Raw genomic sequence first — 23,279 nt, forward strand, 5'->3', positions numbered from 1 at the left:
CGACCGTCTGCCGTTGTGTTCCAGGGGAGTCACCGTGTCCTTGCATCGCCGTGCCGTTCTTCCGTTGCTGCTTGCCGCCGCCACCGTACTGTCCTGCCCGCAGCCGGCGCAGGCACAGAGTGCCTATTTCTTCCCGCAGGTCACGGATGCGGCAGCCTTCGATGCAGCGGTGCCGACGCCAGAGCAGTTCCTCGGCTACCCGATCGGTAGCCGCTACACCCGGCACGACCAACTGGTGGCGTACTTCCAGGAGCTGGCCAGACGCTCGGACAAGATCAGCGTGCGCGAGATCGGACGAAGCTACGAGGGCCGCCCGCTGCTGATCGCCACCGTCACCGCCGCCGGCAATCACGCGCGGCTGGAACAGCTGCGCCAACAGCACGCGACCCTGGCCGATCCGGCGCAACCGCGCAGCGCGGCCGGTGACAGCCCGGTGGTGGTGTGGCTGGGTTACAGCGTGCATGGCAACGAGACGTCCAGTGCCGAGGCGGCGATGCTGACTGCTTACTACCTGGTGGCCAACCGCAGTGCCGAAACCCAGCAGTGGCTGCAGCACGCGGTGGTGCTGTTCGATCCGGCACAGAACCCGGATGGCCGCGATCGTGCGGCCAACTGGCACAACGCCTGGGCCTCCGATCCGGCCTCGGCCGACCCGGCCGACAAGGAACACGTCGAACCGTTCCCGCAGGGCCGCACCAACCACTACTTCACCGATCTCAACCGCGACTGGCTTGCCCTCACACAGCAGGACTCGCGGCCGAAGGTGGAGGTGTTCCACCAGTGGTACCCGAACGTGCAGATCGACTTCCACGAAATGGGCAAGGACAGCACCTACTACTTCGAGCCCTCGCCGAAGAGCATGCACAGCCCGCTGATTCCGGCGGCGTCGTATGAATTCAACAAGACCCTGGCCAAGTACCACGCGCAGGCGCTGGATGCCTTGGGTTCGCTGTACTACACCGGCGAGAACTTCGACAACTTCTCGCCGGTGTACGGTTCCACCTACCCGGACTTCCATGGTGCCGTCGGCGTTACCGTCGAGCAGGCCAGTTCGCGTGGCCGCGTGCAGGAATCGGTGAACGGCCTGCTGACCTTCCCGTTCACCATCCGCAACCAGGTCGCCACCGGGCTGGGCACGGTGCGTGGCGCGGTAACTGAGCGCAGCGGCCTGTTTGACCTGCAGAAGCAGTTCTTCCAGAGCGCGCTGAAGCAGGCCGCACAGCAGCCGGTGAAGAGCTTCGTGTTCGGTGATGTGCATGATCCGGCACTGACCCGCCGCCTGCTGGAACTGTTGCTACTGCATCGCATCGAGGTACGCGCGCTGGAGCGTGCAATCACCGTCGATGGGCAGCGCTTCGATGCCGGCAGCGCCTACGTGGTGCCGGTGCAGCAGGCGCAGTTCCGCCTGGTGCATTCGATCTTTGCCGAGACACCGCCGATCAAGGGGGATGTGTTTTACGGCAGCACCAGCTATGCGATCGCACCGGCCTACGGCGTGGCTTTCGCCGGCAGCCGTAGCCGTATCGAGGGTGGCGCACGCGTGACTGCGCTGCCGGCTGAGCAGGGCACGGTGCTGGGTGGCCAGGCCGGATTCGCGTACGCGATCGACTGGCGCGACTACAACGCCGGGCGCGCGCTGGCCGCGCTGCAGGGCAAGGGCGTGAGCGCACGTGCGGCATTCCAGCCGTTCACCACGGCGACCGCGCAGGGCGACGTCAGCTTCGCCGCCGGCAGCCTGGTGATTCCGGTTGCCGGGCAAACGCTGCAGGGCGCGGCGCTGCTTGAGACAGTGACATCAGCCGCGCGCGAGGCAGGTGTGCAGGTGCACGCGCTGTCCAGTGGCCGCAGCCGCGAAGGCATCGATCTGGGCAGTGACGGCGTCAAGGCGCTGCGCAAACCCGCGGTTGCGCTGGTGATGGGTGATGGCGCGGCCGCCACCGAGATCGGCTCGGCCTGGTTCCTGCTCGACCAGCAACTGCACCTTCCGGCCAGCAAGCTGGACCTACAGCAGCTGGCCAAGGTGCCGCTGGACCGCTACACCACGATCGTGCTGTCCGGTGGCACCTATACCGGCGTCGATGCCGCGGCGGTGGCTGCACTGAAGCGCTGGGTGCAGGCCGGTGGTTCATTGGTGACCTATGGCAGTGCCTCGAAGTGGGCGATCGAACAGAAGCTCGCCGACGGCGAGAAGCTCGGCAAGGACGAAGAGACTGCCGACGAGAGCCGCCGTGCATTCGGCGACCAGCGCGACATCGCCGCGATCGAGCGGGTCAGCGGCAACATCCTCAGCGCCGATGTGGACACCAGTCATCCGCTGGCGTTCGGTGTGCCGCGCCGGCAACTGGCGATCAACAAGGAGAACACGGTGACGCTGCAGCCGAGTGCGAACCCATTCTCGACGGTGGTACGCATCGACACGCCGCCGCGGGTGAATGGCTATCTTTCCGAGCGCAACCGTGCGCGGGTGGCGGGCAGCGCGTGGCTGCTGGTGTCGGCGCAGGGGCAGGGCAACGTGGTGCTGTTTGCCGATGACCCGGCGCACCGCAAGTACTGGCACGGGACGGATCGGCTGCTGATCAACGCGATCTTCTTCGGGAATCTGGTGAATCCGAGTAAGGCGCGGGGTTGAGGCGTTTGGCGCCGAGTCGTTGTTGTGCTTGGGAGGCAGGGGGCCTCAGCCAGGACACGCCGTGAACCCATCCATGGGGGCTCGATGGCGCCATCCTTGGCGCCAACGGTCCTGGCTGAGGCCCCCTGCCTCCCATGACAGTTTCCTGCGGGCGCGGACGCATCAGACCCCAAGGCGGGAGCAAGGGCAAAAGCACAAGCAAAAGCACAAGCACAAGCACAAGCACAAGCACAAGCACAGCCAGGAATTGCGACTTCGGCTTTTGCCTTTGAACTTGAATTTGAATTTAATCTTTCTTCTCCCGGCTACCCGGTGGGGCAAGTAGGCGCTGGCGATCTCTGAAGCGGCGCAGGGCGCAGTGGGTGCAAAACCGTGAGCGCCATGGATGGCGCGATCGAGCCCCCATGGATGGGTTTACGGCGTGTTTTGCACCCACTGCGCCCTGCGCCGCCCCAAGCCAAACCATCCGCGTGCTTTCAGCCACGGTAGCCAGCAAAAAAAAGGACGGCGCGTCAGCGCCGTCCCTCGATAGCCCCCCGCGCAGCGGGAAGCACCCTCCCTGGCAGCTGGGATCAGCCGGCGCGACCGCCGCCGCCGCCCTGGCCGCGGCCACGGCCGCCACCATTACCGCCACCGCCACGACGCTGGCCCTGACCGGCGCCTGCACCCGCACGCTGCTGGCCGTTGCCACCGCCCTCGCGACGGCCACCGCCGGCCTTCTTCGGGCCGGCATGCGCATGGCGCGGTGCATCACCGTGCGGACGGCGTGCGTGGCTCTTGCGCGGTGCGCGCTCGCCGGTATCGTGCTCGGCCTTGCCCGGCGCACTGTTGCCCCAGCGGATCGGAACCTGCAGTTCGAAGCCCGGCACATCGCGGATGTCCATGTCGCGGCCCAGCAGGCGCACGATCGCGCGCAGCAGCTTCACTTCATCCTGCGCCACCAGCGAAATCGCCTGGCCGGTCGCGCCGTTGCGGCCGGTACGACCGATGCGGTGCACGTAGTCCTCGGCCACCATCGGCAGGTCGAAGTTGATCACCTTCGGCAGCTCGTTGATGTCGATGCCGCGCGCAGCGATGTCGGTGGCCACCAGCACGGTCACGCGGCCGGCCTTGAAGTCGCCCAGCGCACGCAGGCGCTGGCCCTGGCTCTTGTTGCCATGGATCGCCGCGGTCTTGATGCCTGACTTTTCCAGGAACGTGGCCAGCTTGTCGCTGCCGTGCTTGGTGCGTGCGAACACCAGGGTCTGCTCGCGGCTGTCCTGCGCCAGCAGGTGCAGCAGCAGGTCGCGCTTGCGGCCGGCATCGACCGGATGCACGCGATGGGTGATGGTTTCGGCCACGGTGTTCTTCGGCGTCACCTGGATCTGTTCCGGGTTGCGCATGAACTCCAGCGCCAGCTGGCGGATGTTGTCCTCGAAGGTGGCCGAGAACAGCAGGGTCTGGCGGTTCTGCTTCGGCAGCTTGGCCAGGATGCGCTTGATCGACGGCAGGAAGCCCATGTCGAGCATGCGGTCGGCTTCGTCCAGCACCAGCAGCTCAATGCCGGACAGGTCGACACTGCGACGTTCCAGATGGTCGATCAGGCGGCCCGGGCAGGCCACCAGCAGGTCCACGCCACGGCGCAGGATGTCCAGCTGGTTGCCCATGCCGACACCGCCGTAGATGCAGGCGCTGGGAATGCGCAGGTACTTGCTGTAGCCGCGCAGGCTGTCATGCACCTGGGTGGCCAGTTCGCGGGTCGGGGCCAGGATCAGCGCACGCGGCTTGCGCGGGCCGGCACGCACCTCCTGCGAGGCGGTGCCCAGGTGCTGCAGCAACGGCAGGCCGAACGCAGCAGTCTTGCCGGTACCGGTCTGTGCGCCGGCCAGCAGGTCGCGACCGGCCAGCGCCAGCGGGATCGCCTGCTGCTGGATCGGGGTCGGGGTTTCGTAGCCCTGCTCGGCAAGCGCACGCAGCAGGAAGGGCGCCAGGCCCAGCGATTCAAAAGACATTGAGATTGCTCCAGGTACAAGAAACGCCTGTCCGAGCGGACAGACGGGGGCAGATCAAAGTGATCGGCTGACTCGGAGCGTTCCCGTGAACCGCGCTGCGAGAAGTTGGGTGCAGCCGGCACGAAGCGCAGGCTGGAATGCGTGACGAACGGCGTCGGAGTGGGGGCGGGCGAAGAGGGCGGACCCTGGTCGCCGGCGATCCCGGAGGGAAACGGACGGCCGCTGCAGACCTGCCTAGTCTAACCGATGGCTGAGACCTCGCGCAAAAAGCCCCGTTCAGGTAAGGGGGGCTCTCTGCAGGGCTGCGCCCTGCACCCGCAGAGGCCAAAGCGACGTCAACGTCAAAAGCGGGTTTCCTGAGGGATGGCGGGGTGGGTCCGGTGGCGGGAGACGCCGTAAACCCGTCCATGGGGGCTTGGCCGCGGCATCCATGCCGCGGACACTCCCGCCACCGGACCCACCCCGCCTTCGACAGTTTCCCGCGATCTGTCGGAATGGCATGGGGTCAGATCCGTTTTCCGCAGGAAAACGGATCTGACCCCGGAATTTCATTCGAAATCTGACAGATTTCATCCACGCATAGCGTGGATCTATTGGCCACCGGTCTACTGTCGAAGGCGGGGTACTGTGGGTTTGCGGGGTGTGAGCGGCATGGATGCCGCGACCAAGCCCCCATGGATGGGTTTACCGCGTCCCCGCAAACCCACAGTGCCTCGCCATCCCACGGAATGTCCGCTGTTGCTGTTGCATCGGCTGTTGCCTTGGCTTGAAGCGGGTGCAGGGTGCAACCCTGCCGAACCCTCACTGCGGTAGGGTGGGCCGATGCCGCGCTGCAGCTTGGCGCCGCCGCAGATTTGATTACACTTGAAACTTGTTTGCCCACGACTCCGGACACCCACCCATGAAGCTTGGTTCTTTGAAGGAAGGCGGCCGCGACGGCACCCTGATCGTCGTTTCGCGTGACCTGCGCCACGGCGTGCGCGCCACCGGTATCGCCGCCACCCTGCAGCAGGCCCTGGAGGACTGGAGCCACATCGCACCGCGCCTGAACGCCCTGTACGAATCGCTCAACGCTGGCGACGCCGATGGCGTGTTCGACCTCGATCCGCAGGCGCTGGCCGCACCGATGCCGCGTGCCTATGAGTTCGTCGATGGCAGCGCCTACCTGCCGCACGTCGAGCGCGTGCGCCGCGCCCGCGGTGCCGAGGTGCCGGAGAGCTTCTATACCGACCCGCTGATGTACCAGGCCACCAGCGCAGGCTTCTACGGCCCGCGCGATGCGGTCAAGGTGGTCAGCGAGGACTACGGCATCGACCTGGAAGCGGAGATCGTGGTGATCACCGACGACGTGCCGATGGCGGCCACCCCGGAACAGGCCGCCAGCCACATCCAGCTGGTCGGCCTGGTCAACGATGTCTCGCTGCGCAACCTGATCCCGGGCGAGCTGGCCAAGGGCTTCGGCTTCCTGCAGTCCAAGCCGCGTTCGGCGCTGTCGCCGGTGTTCGTCACCCCCGATGAGCTGGGCGCTGCGTGGCAGGACAGCAAGGTGCACTTGCCGTTGCTGACCCACATCAACGGCCGGTGGTTCGGTGCGCCGGAGGCGGGCGTGGACATGCAGTTCAACTTCGCCCAGCTGGTCGCGCATGCGGCCAAGACCCGCCCGCTGGGTGCCGGCACCATTGTCGGCTCGGGCACCATCGCCAACGAAGACACCAGCAAGGGTGCCTCGTGCTTCGCCGAGCAGCGCGTGGTCGAGACCCTGCGTGACGGCAAGCCGAGCACGCCGTTCATGTCCTTCGGCGACGTGGTCCGCATCGAGATGCTCGATGCTGCCGGCAACAGCATCTTCGGTGCGATCGAGCAGCGCATCGAACAGGCGGCCAAGCCCTGAGCATGGAGGCGGCGATGGAGATCCCGGTCGACGACAGCATCGTGCTGTACACCTACTGGCGATCCAGCGCCGCCTACCGCGTGCGCATCGGCCTGGAGCTGAAGGGCCTGGCCTGGGAGGCGCGGCCGGTGCATCTGGTGCGTGACGGTGGCGAGCAGCACCATGAGGCTTATCGCGCGCTCAATCCGCAGCAGCTGGTGCCGACCCTGCTGCATGATGGGCACACGCTGACCCAGTCACTGGCGATCATCGAGTACCTGGAAGAGCGCTTCCCACAGGTGCCGCTGCTGCCGGCCGATGCTGCGGGCCGCGCACGGGTGCGGGCGCTGGCGCAGCTTGTGGCCTGCGATATCCATCCGATCAACAACCTGCGGGTGATGCAGTACCTGGAACGCGACCTGCAGCTGCCTGCCGACGCCCGCACGCAGTGGACCCTGCACTGGATCGCCGAAGGCTTTGACGCGATGGAAGCGATGCTGGCCAACAGCCGCGACACCGGCACCTTCTGCCACGGCGACCGCCCTGGCCTGGCCGACATCTGCCTGTTGCCGCAGCTGTACAACGCCCACCGCTTCGGCCTGGACCTGGCACCGTACCCGACCCTGCGCCGCATCGAAGCGGCCTGCCAGGCACTGGATGCCTTCGACCGCGCCCGCCCGGAACACCAGCTCGACGCCGCCTGAAAAAAGGGGACGGAGGGGATTAAGTCGTATATGCACTTACGACTTAATCCCCTCCGTCCCTTTTCTGTTGCAATCGGGCCAGGTCATCGCGGAACAACCGGTAGGCCTCCTCGCGGCGGGCATCGTCGGTCTGTCGCAGCACCCATGCCGGGTGCACCGTGGCGTAGCCGCGGGTGCCGTCTTCGAGGGTGTGCCAGCGCCCGCGGTCGCGTGAGAGGTCGAAATCTCGACCGAATACCGAGGCTGCCGCAGTCGCGCCCAGGCACACGATCACCTGGGGCCGCACGCGCGCGATCTCACCCATCAGCCAGGGCCGGCAGGCCTGGATGTGACGGCTCTCCGGCCGCTTGTGCAGCCGCACCTTGCCGCGCCGTTCATGGTGGAAGTGCTTCACCGCGTTGGTGAGGTACAGCGTGGCGCGATCGATCCCCAGTTCCGCCAATGCGCGGTCCAGCACCTGGCCGGCAGGTCCTGCAAATGGCTGCCCACGCAGATCTTCGGTGTCACCGGGTTGCTCTCCGACCAGCATCACCCCGGCCCCTGCCGGCCCCTGTCCGAATACGGTCTGCGTGGCCTGCTCCCACAACGGGCACTGGCGGCAGGCGCTGGCCTGCCCGCGCAGATTGTCCAGGCTGCTGGCTTCGGCTGCCGATGCCGGAGGGTTCGCTCGCAGCGGAATCCTGCGTTGCGGTGCCTGCGCGGGACGGTCATGCATTTCCTGCACGCGGTCGGCGGCGTCGCGTACCAGGCGAGGCAGCAATCGGGCTTCAGGCAGGTGGCGCCAGTACTTGGCCGGCATCTCCTGCATCATCATCCGCGTGTTGAGCCGGGCCGGATTGAAAATGCTGGCGTAATAGGTCTGCCACAGCGACTCGCGTGCATCCTCGGCCGGGGCATCCTCGCGTCGTGCACCGGGGCCGAAGGCAAGCGCCTGCCCATCCCAGGCGACGCTGCGCGAAGGCGTGAGGATGGCCCAGCGCATGCCGGTGAAGCGGCGCGCGAAGAACGGCGCGACCCGGTCGACGATGTGGTGCTGTGGCTCGAACCAGGCGATGAACGCATCAGGCTGGCCAGGCACTTCGCGGAAGCGCACGAACGCCTTCATCTTGTGCGTGTCGCGGCGGACCGCCTGTGCCATGGTCATCGCCCGCAGTACGTCGGCATCGGCAGGGTTTGACAGCACCGAGCGTTCGCCATGGGCGATGCGCCACAGCAACCGGTACAGGAGGGCCATGCGTTGTCCGTCGCGATGGCACAGGCAGGTGGCCGCCAGTTCCAGGAAGTCGCGCGGTACCGTCAGTGCGCCAGCATCGGCCTGTGCGGGCGCCGAGGTGACCGCTGGCGCGTCCAGCAGCGATGCGTCGCTGCCCTCGAGCCAGTCCAGCTGCTCCGGCGCGACGCCGCGCAGCAGGGCTTCGCGCGCACCGCTGCGCCAGGCCTCCAGCGACCATGGCGGATCCACCCGCAGCGACCAGCGCTGCGCGTCAGGCCGCGGACGGGGCATCGAACAGCGAACCCTGTCGCGGCGGCGGGGCCAGCTGCGCGCGCAGCGCCGCCGGGTCGTCCAGTGCTTTGCGCGGGTGATGGTCGGCCAGCAGCACGAACGGCAGCAGCTTGCTCATCGGTGCCTTCAGGCGTGCGAGGTCGGCCACGCGCAGCCGCCCGTGACGGCGCGCCATCAGCACGCGCTTGACGTTGCGCACGCCAAGGCCGGGCACGCGCAGCAGCATCTCCTTCGGTGCCCGGTTCAGATCGACCGGAAAGCGCTCGGGATGGCGGATTGCCCAGGCCATCTTCGGGTCGATATCCAGGTCGAGCATGCCGTCCTGGGTGGTATCGGTAATCTCATCCACGCCGTACCCGTAGAAGCGCAGCAGCCAGTCAGCCTGGTAAAGGCGATGTTCGCGCTGCAACGGTGGCGGCTGCAGTGGCAGCTGCCGGCTGGCGTCCGGAATCGGGCTGAACGCGGAGTAGTAGACCCGGCGCATGCGGTAGTTGCCGTACAGGCTGTCGGCGCTGGCCAGGATCTGCTGGTCGTTTGCCCCGTCCGCGCCGACGATCATCTGGGTGCTCTGCCCGGCCGGTGCGAAACGGGGAGGGCGCGGGGGAGTGCTGCGGCTGGCCGTCGGTGCCACCGCTGCGGGGGCCTTGCGAGCTTCCTTGGCTTCCTCGATGCGCCAGCGCAGTTCCCCCATCGCGCCACGGATGGAATGAACCGTCTTCTCCGGCGCCAAGGCGCTCAGGCCGGCTTCGGTGGGCAGTTCCACGTTGATGGACAGGCGGTCGGCATAGCGCCCGGCACTGGCCAGCAGTTCCGGCGAGGCCTCGGGAATGGTCTTGAGGTGGATGTAGCCGGCATAGCGGTGTTCTTCGCGCAGTTGCCGGGCGACCTCCACCATCTGTTCCATGGTGTAGTCCGCATTGCGGATGATGCCGCTGGACAGGAACAGGCCCTCGATGTAGTTGCGCTTGTAGAAGTCCAGGGTGAGCGTGACCACCTCATCCACGCTGAAACGTGCACGGGGCACGTTGCTGGAAACCCGGTTCACGCAATAGGCGCAGTCGTAGACGCAGAAGTTGGTCAGCAGGATCTTCAGCAACGAAACACAGCGGCCATCGGGCGTGTAGCTGTGGCAGATGCCCATGCCCTCGGTGCTGCCGATACCGCCACTGGCGCGCGAATCGCGCTTGCCCGAACCGCTGGAGGCGCAGGAGGCATCGTACTTGGCGGCATCAGCCAGAATGGCCAGCTTGCGGATGGTTTCCATTGAGGAAACCTACGGATGAGGGGTCTCATTGGATGAGACCGCCCCTGAATTCTTCAGAAAAAGGGGACGGGGGATCAAGTCGCAAGTGCACAAACGACTTAATCCCCTCCGTCCCCTTTTTCGTGGGATCAGAAGCCGTGAGTGATGCTGGGTGCGCCTGCCGAGAAATCGGCGTACGGGTCGTGCTCGCCGCTACTGCCTTCGGACAGGCGGAACTTCAGGGCCAGGCCATCGCGCGAGTCGGCCGCGCGCAGCGCTTCCTCCTGCTCGATGGTGCCGGCCTTGGCCAGCCGGAACAGGCACTGGTCGAAGCTCTCCATGCCTTCTTCCAGCGAGGCTTCCATCGCCGCCTTGATCTCGTGCACCTGGCCGCGGCGCAGCAGGTCGCGGATCATCGGCGTGTTGATCAGTACCTCGGTGGCCGGCAGGCGACGGCCCTCCTTGTTCTTCACCAGGCGCTGGCTGATCACCGCACGCAGGTTCAGCGCCAGGTTCATCAGCACGTTCTTGTGCGCGCTTTCCGGGAAGAAGTTGAGGATGCGCTCGATGGTCTGGTCGGCGTTGTTGGAGTGCAGGGTGGCCAGGCACAGGTGGCCGGTCTCGGCGAAGGCGATCGCCGCCTCCATCGTTTCCGCATCCAGGATCTCGCCGATCAGGATCACGTCCGGCGCTTCACGCATCGCGTTCTTCAGCGCGTTGTGGAAGGCGTGGGTGTCCAGGCCGACCTCGCGCTGGTTGACGATCGACATCTTGTGCTTGTGCAGGTACTCGATCGGATCCTCGATGGTGAGGATGTGACCGGTGGTGGTGCTGTTGCGGTGGTCGATCATCGACGCCAGCGAGGTGGACTTGCCGGAACCGGTGGACCCCACCACCAGCACCAGCCCGCGCGGGGTCATGATGACGTCCTTCAGCACCTGCGGCAGGTTCAGCTCCTCGATGCTCGGAATCCGGCTGCGGATGGCGCGGATGACCATGCCGACCTCGCCCCGCTGCTTGAACACGTTGACGCGGAAGCGCCCGGCATCGGGCAGCGCGATGGCCATGTTGAGCTCCAGCTCGCGCTCGAACTGCGGCACCTGGCCCTCGTCCATCAGCGAGTAAGCGATCTTCTTGACCATGCCCGGCGGCAGGCCGGTGTTGCCCAGCGGATAGAGCTTCCCTTCGATCTTGATGTAGACCGGTGCCCCGGTGGTCAGAAACATGTCCGAAGCGTTCTTTTCGGTCATCAGCTTCAGGAAGTAGCCGATATCCATTGCGAATTTTCCCCAACGAAACGGCCGACGCCCGTTGCCAGCACGGTGTCGGCTTGACGACAATGGCCGTGAACCGACAACCGGTACGGCCTCCCCAATGAAACGACTTAGCTTCGCACGAATGCGCCATGGCCTGTATGTGATGGCGTTTGCATTCGCACTGTCTGCCCCCGCCTGGGCGCAGGACGCTGCCCTGGAACTGGCGCAGGCCCGGCAGGCGGTCGACAAGGCCACCCAGGCCGATGCCGACCAGTACGCCCCGGACCTGATCGGGCTGGCCCGGCAGGGGCTGGAGCAGGCCCAGCGCGCCGCCGGCGACCGCCGCGAGCGCAAGAACGCCCCGGCGATGGCCCTGCGCGCCGCCGCCGATGCCGACCTGGCCCGCGTCCGCAGTGAGGAAGCCACCGTCACCGCGCAGCTGCAGCTGCGCCGCAACGAGGTCAACCAGCTGCAACGCCAGCTGTCGACCGGGGAGGACCGCCGGTGAAGCCGATGACCGCCGCAACCCTGGCCGCGCTGCTGGCGCTGCCGACCCTGGCCACGGCCGCCGACAACCCGATGGTGGCGCAGCTGAGCCAGCGCCTGATGGCCATCCAGGCCAACCCCGATACCGCTGAGCTGGGCGCCTTCGAGCGCATGCAGGCGCAGCAGGCGATCGCCACCCTGGACAAGGCCAAGCGCCGCGACCAGGAGCTGGCCACGTACCTGGCCGAGCGCCGGGTGGAGATTGCCGAGACCGCCGTGCGCACCGCGCTGGCCGCGCGCGAGGTCGACCGCCTGGAGCGTACCCGCAGCGACCTGCTGATCGAGGCCAGCCGCCGCGATGCCGCCCGTGCCCGCCAGGAAGCCGAGCAGCTGCGCATGCAGGCGCAGATGCAGGCCGAGGAGGCCGAACGCCTGCGCCAGGCGGCCGAGGCCGAGACCCTGGCCCGCCAGGACGCCGAGAATGCACTGACCAGCGTGGCCGGCAAGCAGCAGCAGCGTCTGAGCGCTGCCCAGCAGAACGCCGCCAGGCTGGCCCGGGAGGAAGCCGAGCTGGTGTCGGGGCAGAAGCTGCCCGGTTCGAAGTTCGACGCTCGCGGTGAGGTCTTCACCTTCGGTGGTGACGCGTTCGCCGCAGGCGCCTCCAGCCTGTCGGGGGGCGCCCGCAACCAGGCCAAGGCCCTGGCCGAGTACCTGAACATCGGCAAGAAGGGGCGCCTGCGCATCGAGGCCTACGACAGTGCCAACGGCGTGGGCCAGAAGCGTGCCGAAGCGCTGCGCGACGCCCTGGTCGCGGGTGGTGTCGCCAGCAACCGGATCCAGGTCAGCGGCAAGAAGGCTGCGTCCACCCGGGCGCGCTCGGCCGAGGTCATCATCGCGCCGTAATGCATTGATATTGTTTGTTTTTCGTTGCGATGAGCATTCAGCCTGAACCCCGCCCCGGCGGGGTTCGGTCTTTTTGACGCAGGGGTCTTGTACCCCGCCTTGAGCAGGCGTAGGGTCAATCGTCCGGGACGCAATGCCGCGGACCGGACGATGGGAGGGCCGGGCCGATGCAAGCAGGGCGCGAACCGCAGCAGATCGACGTGCGCAGGCCAGTGCCGCAGGTCGTTGCAGGCGTCCAGGTGGCCATCGGCCGGCACTCCTCCATGAACAACGCCCCGTGCCTTGCGGCCGGGGCGTTCGTGTATCTGTCGAAGGAGGTCCATCATGTTTGAAGATCAGCCCCAGAGCGAGATCGACGCACGTCGCGCGCGTGATCCGGAGTTCAGGGCACTCCATGACCAGCACCGCAAGTTGAACAAGAAGTGCATGGACGCGGAGCTGGGTGTACTCCCGATCGATGATGTCACCCTGGGTCGCATGAAGCGCGAGAAGCTGCTGGCCAAGCAACGACTTCTGCGAATGTACGAAACACCGCTCCCAACGACGTCCCCCACGCTTTGACGCACCCCGTCACGCCCGGAACGGCGTGACCCGGCCATCGATGGCCCGGCCGGGCGCTCCTGCCCCGGCATCGCGGCACCGCCGATGAGGCGGCCGCGCCAAGGCACCACAGGCGGTGGTGCCTTGGCCTGCAGGCACAACTCACCGATGCGGGCGGTACCGGTCTCCTCGTCGACCCGGGGCCGTCCGCATCCCTCTACGGGGCGGCGGGCGGCATGCCCGCGCCGACCTGACATTCAGCGCCATCCGTCGGATAATCATCGGTCCGGCCCTGCGTGGCGCGAATCGAAAGTCCTCCGAATGCCCATCCATTCTTCCGTCCTCGAACTCATCGGCCAGACCCCGATCGTCAAGGCCCAGCGCCTGGACACCGGCGTCTGCGAGCTTTACCTGAAGCTCGAGAGCGCCAACCCGGGCGGTTCGATCAAGGATCGCATCGGCCTGTCGATGATCGAGGCAGCGGAGCAGCGGGGTGACCTGAAGCCGGGGGCGACCCTGGTCGAGGGTACCGCTGGCAATACCGGCCTGGGCCTGGCACTGGTGGCCCAGCAGAAGGGCTACAAGCTGATCCTGGTCGTTCCCGACAAGATGAGCCGCGAAAAGATCTTCAACCTGAAGGCGATGGGCGCCGAAGTGCGCCTGACCCGTTCGGATGTCGCCAAGGGCCACCCGGAGTACTACCAGGACCTGGCCAAGACCATCGCCGAGCAGACCCCGGGCGCCTACTTCATCAACCAGTTCGGCAACCCGGACAACCCGGCCGCGCATGAGTTCGGCACCGGCCCGGAGATCCTCGAGCAGATGGGCGGTGACCTCGACGCCATCGTGTTCGGCTGCGGCAGCTCCGGCACCATGACCGGCCTGTCGCGTGCGTTCGCCAGGCTGTCGCCCAAGACCGAGCTGGTGCTGGCCGATCCGGTCGGCTCGATCCTGGCCGAGTACATCAACGACGGCGTGCTCAACGACAAGTCGGGCAGCTGGCTGGTGGAGGGCATCGGCGAGGACTTCCTGCCCTCGATCTCCGACTTCAGCCGCGTCAAGAAGGCCTATGCCATCAGCGACGCCGAGAGCTTCCACACCGCGCGCGAGCTGCTGGGCAAGGAAGGCATCCTCGGCGGTTCGTCCACCGGCACCCTGCTGGCCGCGGCACTGAAGTACTGCAAGGAGCAGACCACGCCGAAGAAGGTGCTGGTGCTGGTCTGCGATACCGGCAACAAGTACCTGTCGAAGATGTACAACGACTACTGGATGCTGGACAACGGCTTCCTGGAGCGCCCGCAGCACGGTGACCTGCGCGACCTGATCCTGCGTCCGTACGGCCAGCGCGACACGGTGGTGATCGGCCCGAACGACCTGTTGACCACCGCCTACCAGCGCATGAAGCTGTATGACGTGTCGCAGCTGCCGGTGATGGACGGTGAGCAGCTGGTCGGCATCGTCGATGAAAGCGACGTGCTGCTGCATGTCTATGGTGACGAAGCGCGCTTCCGCGACACCGTGGCCACCGCGATGGTCAGCAAGCTGGACCGGCTGGACGTGAAGTCGCCGATCGAGGCCCTGCTGCCGGTGTTCGACCGCGGGCAGGTGGCGATCGTGATGGACGGTGACGCCTTCCTCGGCCTGATCACCCGCATCGACCTGCTGAACTATCTGCGCCGTCGCGTGCAGTAAGCCGCTGATCGCTGCCGTTCACCGCTGAATTCCGGTTTATTCGCGTCAAAGCTCGTTAAGGCTGCGCTGATAGACTCCCGATCCTTTGACGGCGCCGCACGTCGGCGCCATTCAGGAAACGACATGTCCAACTCCTCTTCGCCCGACCGCGCGCTGGCTCTGGCCACGCTGGCCATCCATGGCGGCCAGTCGCCCGATCCCAGCACCGGCGCGGTGATGCCGCCGATCTACGCCACCTCGACCTATGCCCAGTCCAGCCCGGGCGAGCATCAGGGCTTTGAGTACTCGCGTACCCACAACCCGACGCGCTTTGCCTATGAGCGCTGCGTGGCCTCGCTGGAAGGCGGCACCCGTGGCTTCGCCTTCGCCTCGGGCATGGCGGCCAGCTCGACGGTGATCGAGCTGCTGGACGCCGGCAGCCACGTGGTGGCGATGGACGACATCTACGGCGGCAGCTTCCGCCTGTTCGAGCGCGTGCGCCGCCGTACCGCCGGGCTGGACTTCAGCTTCGTCGACCTGACCGATCTGGCGGCCTTTGAAGCCTCGATCACGCCGAAGACGAAGATGGTCTGGATTGAAACCCCGACCAACCCGATGCTGAAGATCGTGGACATCGCCGCGGTCGCTGCCATCGCCAAGCGCCATGGCCTGATCGTGGTGGTGGACAACACCTTCGCCTCGCCGATGCTGCAGCGCCCGCTGGAACTGGGCGCGGACCTGGTCCTGCATTCGGCCACCAAGTACCTCAACGGCCATTCGGACATGGTCGGTGGCATGGTCGTGGTCGGTGACAACGCCGAACTGGCCGAACAGATGGCGTTCCTGCAGAACTCGGTGGGTGGCGTGCAGGGCCCGTTCGACAGCTTCCTGGCCCTGCGTGGCCTGAAGACCCTGCCGCTGCGCATGAAGGCGCACTGCGCCAACGCGCTGGCGCTGGCGCAGTGGCTGGAAAAGCACCCGGCGGTGGAGAAGGTGATCTACCCGGGCCTGCCGTCTCACCCGCAGCATGAGCTGGCCGGCAAGCAGATGGCCGGCTACGGCGGCATCGTCTCGATCGTGCTCAAGGGCGGGTTCGAGGCGGCCAAGCGCTTCTGCGAGAAGACCGAGCTGTTCACCCTGGCCGAGTCGCTGGGCGGCGTGGAAAGCCTGGTCAACCACCCGGCGGTGATGACGCATGCCTCGATCCCGGTCGCGCGCCGCGAGCAGCTGGGGATCAGCGATGCGCTGGTGCGGCTGAGCGTGGGTGTGGAGGAGCTGGGGGATCTGCAGGTGGATCTGGAAAATGCGCTGGGTGGGAACCGCTGAGCATGAGCATTCTCTCGGTCTTCGGGAAGCATCGTTCGCTCACCTTCGAACTGACCCAGCGTGAAGTCCTCGGGCGTTATCGCGGTGCCAGCTTCGGTCTGCTGTGGTCGCTGATCAGCCCGTTCCTGATGCTGCTGGTCTACACCATGGCCTTCGGTTTCATCATGAAGGGACGCTGGCCCGGATCGACCGGGTCCACCACCGATTTCGCGTTGATCCTGTTCGCGGGCCTTACCGTGCATGGCTTCTTCGCGGAATGCTTTACCCGTGCGCCGCAGTTGATCGTCAGCAACACCAGCTACGTCAAGCGTGTGGTGTTCCCGCTGGATATCCTGGTGTGGAGCATGACGCTGTCGGCGCTGTTCCATCTGCTGATGAACATGGTCGTACTGCTGCTGCTGTACCTGTGCGTCAAGGGCAGCATCCATCCCACCGCGGTGCTGTTGCCGGTTGTGGTGTTGCCGCTGGTGATCCTGACGGTCGGCATTGGTTGGATTACCTCGGCACTGGGTGTGTACCTGCGCGATATCGGGCAGATCGCCGGCGTCATCGCAGCTGCCATGCTGTTCCTGTCCTCGGCGATTATTCCGGTTGAGTCGGTGCCGGCCAGCTACCGCATCGTGTTCGAGCTCAATCCGCTGACCTTCATCATCAACCAGGTGCGCGAAGTGGTGATCTGGGGCCGCCTGCCAGATTGGGCTGGGCTGGGTCTGTACACCCTCATCGCCTGTGTGGTGGCCGTCATTGGCCATCGCCTGTTCAACAAGCTGCGCGTGGGGTTTGCCGATGTCCTCTGAAGTCGCCGTGGCCGAGACCGTCATCGAGGTCAAAGGGGTTGGCAAGTCGTACCACATGTACGAACGTCCTTCGCACCGCTTGTGGCAAACGCTGGCAGGCAAGCGCAAGTCCTTCTACAAGGATTTCTGGGCGCTGCGCGACGTGAGCTTCTCGATCCGCCGTGGCCAGACAGTGGGAATTGTCGGTCGCAACGGCTCGGGCAAATCGACTCTGCTGCAGATGATCGCCGGCACCCTCAATCCCACCGAGGGCAACATTACTGTGAAGGGGCGCGTGGCCGCGCTGCTCGAACTGGGCAGTGGCTTCAACCCCGAGTTCACCGGCCGCGAGAACGTCTATCTCAACGCCACCATCCTTGGCCTCACCCGTGCGCAGATCGACCATCGCCTGGAGAGCATCCTGGCCTTCGCCGATATCGGCGAGTTCATCGACCAGCCGGTACGCAGCTACTCCAGCGGCATGTCGGTGCGTCTGGCCTTTGCGGTGATCGCCCATGTTGACGCTGACATTTTGATCATTGACGAAGCACTGGCAGTCGGTGATGCCTTTTTCTCCCAGAAGTGCATGCGCTTCCTGCGGGAATTCCAGAAGACCGGCACGCTGTTGTTCGTCAGCCATGATGCGGCCGCCGTCACCAACCTGTGCGAGAACGCCGTGTGGTTGCAGAACGGCCGCATGCGCCTGTCCGGCACCTCGCAGGAGGTGGTCGAGGCGTACATGACCGAGCAGCATGTGGTCGGGCGGCGTGAGGCGGGTGATGCTGAGATCGTCGTGGAAAAGAAGCAGCGCAAGCTTGTTTCCGATGCGCCGGACTTCCGCCACGATGCCCTGCTGGAAGCCGGTGTTGTCAATCGGATCGCGCTCTTCGAGTTCGACCCGAACAACGTGGGCCAGGAGTTCGGTGCACGTGGTGCACGCATCATCGATGTGAGCATGACCGACGAGCAGGGGCGGCGGGTCGGCGTTCTGGAGGGCGGTGAACTGGTAAGGCTGGAGATCCGCGTGGAGTTGCTGCAGCCGCTGGAGAACCTCATCGTCGGGTTCTATGTGAAGGATCGGCTGGGCCAGCGTCTGTTCGGTGACAACAGCTACTTCGCTTGCCGGGAGACACCCGTTTCCGGGCAGGCCGGAAGCATCGTCCGGGGCACCTTCGTGTTCCGCATGCCGATCATGCCATCAGGCTCCTACATGATTGATGCTGCAGTCGCTTCCGGTGATCAGCATGACCATACGCAGCAGCACTGGATCCACGACGCGCTGGAGTTCCGCGCGATGGACGAAACGATGCGCTTCGGCCTCGTCGGCCTGCCGATGCTGGCCATCGAAGTTTCCAAGGAGTCTCAATGATCGAGTTCACCGGTGAGCGCTTCGTGCCGACCGAACAGGGTGTAATCAGGCAGGAACATCTTCACCGTTATGCCTGGTGCCTGCCGTTGGTGGAAGGCAAGGATGTGCTGGATGTCGCCAGCGGCGAAGGATACGGCAGCGCGATGCTGGCCTCCCGGGCGCGCTCGGTATGTGGCGTGGATATCTCGCATGAGGCCGTGGATCACGCTGCCGGGCGTTATTCGGCGCAGACCAACCTGAAGTACCTGCAGGGCTCCGCTGCTGCCATTCCATTGGCCGACGACAGTGTGGATGTGGTTGTTTCCTTCGAGACCATCGAGCACCTGATGGAGCAGGAGGAGATGATGGCCGAGATCCGTCGTGTGCTGCGGCCCGATGGTGTTCTGGTCATGTCCTCGCCCAACAAGGAGGTTTACTCCGATCGGGCCGGCTATCACAACGATTTCCACGTAAAGGAGCTCTACCAGGCAGAGTTCCAGGCGTTGGTCGGGCGTTACTTCCCGGCTTCGCGGCTGTGTGGGCACCGCATGGCGGTGTGCTCGACTATCACTCCAATGTCAGAGGCGGAACGCACGGACAGCTACCAGGCGCTGACCGATACCGGCTCGGGTGTCGAAGCCCGCGTGGCCAGCGTTCCAGATGCGGTCTACTTTGTTGTCGTCGCTGCGGCTGACGCGTCATTGTTGCCGGATACACCTGCTTCTGTGCTCTATGCCGAAAGCGAGGATCTGTATGCCCAGCAGCATGACATCGCACGCTGGGCCCAGGGACTGGACAACGAACGGGAAGACACTATTCGTTGGGCACGTTCGCTGGAAGCGGAGCTTGAGAAATCCCGTGCCGATTACCACCGCCTGGAAGTCGAGTTCGAGGATCGTACGCGCTGGGCGCTGGAGCTGGACCAGGTTGTCCAGGCCGGTGGCGGCCTTGCCGGCGCCGCTGAGCTGCGTGCGAGGAATGATGCGCTGCAGGCGCAGCTGGAACAGGTGCGGGGCGAGAAGGCGGACGTCGAAGCTGATCTGCAACGGCATCAGGCAGCATCGCAGCACGAAGCGGCCGAGCTGCGCCGACTGCTGCAGACGGCCCACGAAACCGTTGCCAGCCGTTCGGAAGTCAGCCGCGAACTGCAGCGGCGCTCTGGTCTCGCGTTCCGGCCCGGTGCGGAAGGCACCTCCGAGCTGGAAGTGAAGCGCGTCATCCACGAATACGACGAGCAGTTGGAGAGCCTGAACGATGCCTTCGCGAAGGTGCTCGCCTCCAAGTCCTGGCGCATCACGCGCCCGATGCGCTTCGCTTCGCGCCTGCTGCGTGGCGATGTGCCGGCCATTATTGCGTCGCTGCGTGCCAGCGGCCTGGCCCGCCATCCATTGCTGGCGCCGCTGGCACGCCCGGTGCGTAACTGGCTCCTGCGCCGTGACAATGCCCGTGTTGAACCGCTTTCGGGCCTGGCGTTGCTGTCGGTGGTGGAAGATTCAGGCGAAGTACTGAAGACCCTGTCCTTCCCGATGCATGAATCGCCGGAAGTCAGCATCGTCATTCCCACCTACGGCAACCTGCCGCACACCCTGGCCTGCCTGCGCTCGATCGCCGCCCACCCGCCGGCGGTGAGCTATGAGGTGCTGGTGCTGGAAGATGCCTCCGGCGATGCGGAAATCGAGAAGCTGGTCCCGGTTCCGGGCCTGCGCTTCCACCACAACCCGCAGAACCTCGGCTTCCTGCTGTCCTGCAACCAGGCGCTGGAACTGGCCCGTGGCCGTTACACCTATTTCCTCAACAACGACACCGAAGTACGTCCGGGCTGGATGGACGAGATGCTGGACGTCTTCCAGCGCATGCCCGATTGCGGCATGGTCGGTTCCAAGTTGGTCTACCCCGATGGCCGTCTGCAGGAAGCCGGTGGCATCATCTGGCGTGACGGCTCGGCCTGGAACTACGGCCGCCTGGATAACCCGGCCGACAGTCAGTACAACTACCTGCGCCCGGTGGACTACTGCAGCGGCGCGAGCCTGCTCATTCCCAGCGCGCTGCTGCGTGAGCTGGGCGGCTTCGATCCCGAGTTCGTACCGGCCTACTGCGAGGATTCGGACTTGGCGTTCCGCGTGCGCAAGGCGGGCTACCAGCTCTACTACTGCCCGACCTCGGAGGTCGTGCATTACGAAGGCATCTCCCACGGCACCGATACCGGCAGCGGTATCAAGGCCTATCAGGTCGCGAACCAGAAGAAACTGCGCGAACGTTGGCAGGATGAGCTGGCCCTGCATGAGCCCAACGGCGAGCACGTGGTGCTGGCCCGCGACCGTGCCTGGCAGAAGGAAACTGTCCTGATCGTCGACCACTACGTACCGCAGCCCGACCGTGATGCCGGTTCGCGGACCATGATCGCCTTCATCAACGCGCTGCTGGAACGTGGCTGCGTGGTCAAGTTCTGGGCCGACAACCTGTACTTCGATCCGATCTACACTCCGCCACTTCAGGCCCGTGGTGTGGAAGTGATGTATGGCGGCCAGTGGGTGGGCGGCTTCGCGCGCTACCTGGACGAAAATCCGCACGTGCGCACGGTGATGCTGTCGCGGCCTCATATCGCTGAGCATTACCTCGATGCCCTGTGCAAGCACCCGGGTGTCCGCAGCGTCTACTACGGCCACGACCTGCACTTCCGTCGCATGGAAATGGAAGCCACCCGCAATGGCGGCAGCGATGGCGAGGCGCGTTCGATGGAACTGCTGGAGCGGCGCATCTGGAAGGCCGTCGACCGCGTCCTCTACCCGTCGGCCGAAGAGGCGCAGGACGTGCGCGCGCTGGAGCCGGACGTCGATGCACGCGCGATCCTGCCGTACGCTTTCGACCACTTCAACGATGAAGCCGTGCCCGCGCAGCGTGCCGGCATCCTGTTCGTCGCTGGCTTCGCCCACGGCCCCAATGTCGATGCCGCGCGATGGCTGGTCGAGTCGGTGATGCCGCAGGTCTGGGCGCGGCACCCCGGCGTGAAGCTGTCACTGGTTGGCTCCAACCCGACCGATGCTGTACGCGCCCTGGCGGGCGAACATGTCGAGGTGACCGGTTTCGTCAGCGACGAGGAGCTGGCCCGGCGCTACGGTGTCGCGCGCGTGGCCATTGTGCCGCTGCGCTTTGGTGCCGGCGTCAAGGGCAAGGTTGTCGAAGCCATGCAGCAGGGTCTGCCGCTGGTCACTACCGGTATTGGTGCCCAGGGCCTGGTCGGTCTGGAGGCGGTGGTCACCGTGGCAGACGAGGCCGATGGCCTTGCCGCAGGGCTGTTGTCGTTACTGGAAGATGATGCGCTGTGGCTGCAGCGGTCGCGTGCAGCGGCGAGCTACTGTCGCAGCCAGTTCTCGCGCGATGCACTGGGTCGTGCACTGGAATCGGCATTCGCATTGGAGAAGAAAGCATGATCGTTCGTTCACGCGCACCCCTGCGGCTGGGCCTGGCCGGTGGTGGCACGGATGTGTCGCCGTTCTGCGACCAGTTCGGTGGCTTCGTCATGAACGTGACCATCGACAAGTTCGCCTATGCGACCCTCGATGACTCGCCCGATGGCCTGGTCGGATTCCATGCTCAGGATGCGGGCGCCTGCGAGCGCGTCGATCCGCAGGCCGTGGAGGCCGGCCCCGGCCCACTGCAGTTGATGAAGGGTGTCTACCTGAGGGTCTGCAACGACTACCTGCAGGGCGAGCGGCCAGCCATCCGCATCCGCGCGCATTCCGATGCGCCGCCGGGCTCGGGCCTGGGCTCGTCCTCGACGATGGTCGTCGCGCTGGTCACCGCCTTCGCCGAGTACTTCGCGTTGCCGCTGGGCGAGTACGAGATTGCGCAGCTGGCCTACCGCATCGAGCGCGTCGACCTGCAGCTGTCCGGTGGCAAGCAGGACCAGTACGCAGCGGCCTTCGGCGGTTTCAATTTCATGGAGTTCTACGACGCCGATCGGGTGATCGTGAATCCGCTGCGCATCAAGGACTGGATCTGGTCCGAACTCGAAGCGGGCCTGGTGTTGTACTTCACCGGCGTGTCGCGTGCTTCGGCCAAGATCATTGATGAGCAGTCCCGCAACATCAAGGAAGGCAAGGCCAGTTCGCTCGATGCTATGCATCGGTTGAAGGTCGAAGCCAGCCAGATGAAGGAAGCGCTGCTGCGCGGTGATTTCGAGCGGCTGGCGCAGGTGATGCAGTCCGGCTGGGAAGCGAAGAAGCTCAGTGCCAGCAGTATTTCCAATCCGATGATCGATGAGATCGAAGCGTTGGCAATGCGCCACGGCGCGCGCGCGACCAAGGTATCGGGCGCGGGTGGCGGCGGTTTCATGATGTTCCTCTGCGACCCGGCACACCGGGTCGACCTGGTGCGCGCGCTTGCTGGCGCCGGCGGCACTGTTTTTGATACACACTTCACCCACCAAGGTGCAACGGCATGGAAAATCGGATGAACGAATTCATCAAGGCCGAGTTCGGCAAGACTCTCGAGAACTTCCAGCGCATGTCGGCGGATGCCGCGTTGGCGTCGCAGATCGAGCAGGCAGTGGCGCTGTGCGTGGACGCGCTGAAGGCCGGTCGCAAGATCCTGTTTGCCGGCAACGGCGGCAGTGCTGCCGATGCACAGCACTGGGCAGGCGAGCTGGTGAGCCGCTTCTATTACGACCGTCCGGGCCTGCCGGCGATCGCGCTGACCACCGATACCTCGATCCTGACCGCCATCGGCAACGACTACGGTTACGACTACACCTTTGCCCGCCAGATCGAAGCACTTGGCCAGGAAGGCGATGTGTTCGTGGCAATCTCCACCTCGGGCCGTTCGAAGAACATCATGCGCGCACTGGAGGCTTGCGAAGCCAAGGGTGTACGCGTCATCGGATTCACTGGCGAACACGGCGGCGACATGAAGGACCGCTGCGACATCTGTTTCCGCGTGCCTTCCAACGAGACGCCGCGCATCCAGGAGGGGCATGAGTTCATCGGTCATCTGCTGTGTGCGCTGATCGAAAGCGAAATGTTCCCGCGCTGAC

17 protein-coding genes are annotated in these 23,279 nt (G+C 65.5%); 13 read left to right on the forward strand and 4 right to left on the reverse strand.

Annotation, left to right across the window (positions count from 1 at the left end; translation table 11 throughout):
• The first annotated feature begins 34 nt into the window (after nucleotides 1-34).
• On the forward strand, nucleotides 35-2,629 hold the full coding sequence (locus tag ACS0OT_RS02345; RefSeq protein WP_262090899.1) for a M14 family zinc carboxypeptidase: 2,595 nt from the start codon (nucleotides 35-37) through the stop codon (nucleotides 2,627-2,629).
• 572 nt (nucleotides 2,630-3,201) lie between these two features.
• Here the strand turns inward: ACS0OT_RS02345 and ACS0OT_RS02350 are convergent.
• Complete coding sequence (locus ACS0OT_RS02350) at nucleotides 3,202-4,620, reverse strand: DEAD/DEAH box helicase (RefSeq protein WP_005415154.1); 1,419 nt, start codon at nucleotides 4,618-4,620, stop codon at nucleotides 3,202-3,204.
• 901 nt (nucleotides 4,621-5,521) lie between these two features.
• Here ACS0OT_RS02350 and ACS0OT_RS02355 point away from each other — a divergent pair.
• Both ACS0OT_RS02355 and maiA read left to right on the forward strand, forming a co-directional pair.
• Nucleotides 5,522-6,511 (forward strand): fumarylacetoacetate hydrolase family protein, encoded by a 990-nt coding sequence (locus ACS0OT_RS02355; RefSeq protein WP_065196201.1) that lies wholly within the window; start codon nucleotides 5,522-5,524, stop codon nucleotides 6,509-6,511.
• A 14-nt stretch (nucleotides 6,512-6,525) separates the two neighbouring features.
• Nucleotides 6,526-7,194: a maleylacetoacetate isomerase gene (maiA, locus tag ACS0OT_RS02360; protein WP_065196202.1), complete on the forward strand. Its 669-nt coding sequence runs from the start codon at nucleotides 6,526-6,528 to the stop codon at nucleotides 7,192-7,194.
• A 43-nt stretch (nucleotides 7,195-7,237) separates the two neighbouring features.
• Here the strand turns inward: maiA and ACS0OT_RS02365 are convergent, their stop codons facing one another.
• From ACS0OT_RS02365 to ACS0OT_RS02375, 3 genes are all read right to left on the reverse strand, one after another.
• A complete protein-coding gene (locus tag ACS0OT_RS02365; RefSeq protein WP_139726688.1) occupies nucleotides 7,238-8,698 on the reverse strand; it encodes a UdgX family uracil-DNA binding protein in 1,461 nt (486 codons plus the stop codon).
• Nucleotides 8,679-9,962 (reverse strand): putative DNA modification/repair radical SAM protein, encoded by a 1,284-nt coding sequence (locus ACS0OT_RS02370; RefSeq protein WP_065186276.1) that lies wholly within the window; start codon nucleotides 9,960-9,962, stop codon nucleotides 8,679-8,681. Before ACS0OT_RS02370 ends, ACS0OT_RS02365 begins: the two co-directional genes overlap by 20 nt.
• Nucleotides 9,963-10,090: 128 nt before the next feature.
• Nucleotides 10,091-11,218, reverse strand: a complete 1,128-nt coding sequence (locus tag ACS0OT_RS02375; RefSeq protein ID WP_049416904.1) for a PilT/PilU family type 4a pilus ATPase — start codon at nucleotides 11,216-11,218, stop codon at nucleotides 10,091-10,093.
• 121 nt (nucleotides 11,219-11,339) lie between these two features.
• On the opposite strand from ACS0OT_RS02375, the gene ACS0OT_RS02380 reads away from it, so the two are divergent.
• From ACS0OT_RS02380 to ACS0OT_RS02425, 10 genes are all read left to right on the forward strand, one after another.
• Nucleotides 11,340-11,705 (forward strand): DUF4398 domain-containing protein, encoded by a 366-nt coding sequence (locus ACS0OT_RS02380; protein WP_005415160.1) that lies wholly within the window; start codon nucleotides 11,340-11,342, stop codon nucleotides 11,703-11,705.
• On the forward strand, nucleotides 11,702-12,586 hold the full coding sequence (locus ACS0OT_RS02385) for an OmpA family protein (protein WP_080375071.1): 885 nt from the start codon (nucleotides 11,702-11,704) through the stop codon (nucleotides 12,584-12,586). The genes ACS0OT_RS02380 and ACS0OT_RS02385 overlap by 4 nt, the downstream gene beginning before the upstream one ends.
• A gap of 324 nt (nucleotides 12,587-12,910) precedes the next feature.
• Nucleotides 12,911-13,147, forward strand: coding sequence for a YdcH family protein (locus tag ACS0OT_RS02390; protein WP_005407964.1), 237 nt, complete (start codon nucleotides 12,911-12,913; stop codon nucleotides 13,145-13,147).
• A 300-nt stretch (nucleotides 13,148-13,447) separates the two neighbouring features.
• The gene (locus ACS0OT_RS02395; RefSeq protein ID WP_005415163.1) at nucleotides 13,448-14,818 is read left to right on the forward strand and encodes a pyridoxal-phosphate dependent enzyme; all 1,371 of its coding nucleotides are present in this window, start codon (nucleotides 13,448-13,450) and stop codon (nucleotides 14,816-14,818) included.
• 123 nt (nucleotides 14,819-14,941) lie between these two features.
• The gene (locus ACS0OT_RS02400) at nucleotides 14,942-16,123 is read left to right on the forward strand and encodes a cystathionine gamma-synthase (protein ID WP_262089958.1); all 1,182 of its coding nucleotides are present in this window, start codon (nucleotides 14,942-14,944) and stop codon (nucleotides 16,121-16,123) included.
• A gap of 2 nt (nucleotides 16,124-16,125) precedes the next feature.
• On the forward strand, nucleotides 16,126-16,920 hold the full coding sequence (locus ACS0OT_RS02405; RefSeq protein WP_053497939.1) for an ABC transporter permease: 795 nt from the start codon (nucleotides 16,126-16,128) through the stop codon (nucleotides 16,918-16,920).
• A complete protein-coding gene (locus ACS0OT_RS02410) occupies nucleotides 16,910-18,268 on the forward strand; it encodes an ABC transporter ATP-binding protein (protein WP_111008194.1) in 1,359 nt (452 codons plus the stop codon). The genes ACS0OT_RS02405 and ACS0OT_RS02410 overlap by 11 nt, the downstream gene beginning before the upstream one ends.
• Complete coding sequence (locus ACS0OT_RS02415; protein ID WP_353089390.1) at nucleotides 18,265-21,678, forward strand: methyltransferase domain-containing protein; 3,414 nt, start codon at nucleotides 18,265-18,267, stop codon at nucleotides 21,676-21,678. The genes ACS0OT_RS02410 and ACS0OT_RS02415 overlap by 4 nt, the downstream gene beginning before the upstream one ends.
• Nucleotides 21,675-22,703: a GHMP family kinase ATP-binding protein gene (locus ACS0OT_RS02420; RefSeq protein WP_164093331.1), complete on the forward strand. Its 1,029-nt coding sequence runs from the start codon at nucleotides 21,675-21,677 to the stop codon at nucleotides 22,701-22,703. The genes ACS0OT_RS02415 and ACS0OT_RS02420 overlap by 4 nt, the downstream gene beginning before the upstream one ends.
• Nucleotides 22,700-23,278 (forward strand): D-sedoheptulose-7-phosphate isomerase, encoded by a 579-nt coding sequence (locus tag ACS0OT_RS02425; protein ID WP_239499553.1) that lies wholly within the window; start codon nucleotides 22,700-22,702, stop codon nucleotides 23,276-23,278. The genes ACS0OT_RS02420 and ACS0OT_RS02425 overlap by 4 nt, the downstream gene beginning before the upstream one ends.
• Nucleotide 23,279: the final 1 nt, after the last annotated feature.

The sequence above is a fragment of the Stenotrophomonas maltophilia group sp. RY12688 genome (assembly GCF_052149045.1).
Classification (GTDB): Bacteria; Pseudomonadota; Gammaproteobacteria; order Xanthomonadales; family Xanthomonadaceae; genus Stenotrophomonas; species Stenotrophomonas sepilia.